1 rRNA gene is annotated in these 927 nt (G+C 52.4%); it reads right to left on the reverse strand.

What is annotated here, in order from left to right:
• Positions 1–927 (reverse strand): 16S ribosomal RNA (locus ACP7EY_RS23975); the annotation flags it as partial.

The following is a 927-nucleotide window of genomic DNA, read 5'->3' on the forward strand; positions in this document are numbered from 1 at the left end:
CCTCGATCTCTCGTGGCTTCCGTACATGTCAAGGGTAGGTAAGGTTTTTCGCGTTGCATCGAATTAATCCACATCATCCACCGCTTGTGCGGGTCCCCGTCAATTCCTTTGAGTTTTAATCTTGCGACCGTACTCCCCAGGCGGTCTACTTCACGCGTTAGCTGCGTTACCAAGTTAATTAAAACCCGACAACTAGTAGACATCGTTTAGGGCGTGGACTACCAGGGTATCTAATCCTGTTTGCTCCCCACGCTTTCGTGCATGAGCGTCAATCTTGACCCAGGGGGCTGCCTTCGCCATCGGTGTTCCTCCACATCTCTACGCATTTCACTGCTACACGTGGAATTCTACCCCCCTCTGCCAGATTCTAGCCTTGCAGTCTTCATCGCCATTCCCAGGTTGAGCCCGGGGATTTCACGACAAACTTACAAAACCGCCTGCGCACGCTTTACGCCCAGTAATTCCGATTAACGCTTGCACCCTACGTATTACCGCGGCTGCTGGCACGTAGTTAGCCGGTGCTTATTCTTCAGGTACCGTCATTAGCAAGGGATATTAGCCCTCACCGTTTCTTCCCTGACAAAAGAGCTTTACAACCCGAAGGCCTTCTTCACTCACGCGGCATTGCTGGATCAGGCTTGCGCCCATTGTCCAAAATTCCCCACTGCTGCCTCCCGTAGGAGTCTGGACCGTGTCTCAGTTCCAGTGTGGCTGGTCGTCCTCTCAGACCAGCTACTGATCGATGCCTTGGTAGGCTTTTACCCTACCAACTAGCTAATCAGATATCGGCCGCTCCAGGAGCATGAGGTTCTTGCGAATCCCCCACTTTCATCCTTAGATCGTATGCGGTATTAGCGTAACTTTCGCTACGTTATCCCCCACTCCAGGGTACGTTCCGATATATTACTCACCCGTTCGCCACTCGCC

The sequence above is a fragment of the Massilia sp. DWR3-1-1 genome, from assembly GCF_049898325.1.
Taxonomy (GTDB): domain Bacteria; phylum Pseudomonadota; class Gammaproteobacteria; order Burkholderiales; family Burkholderiaceae_D; genus JAFCUW01.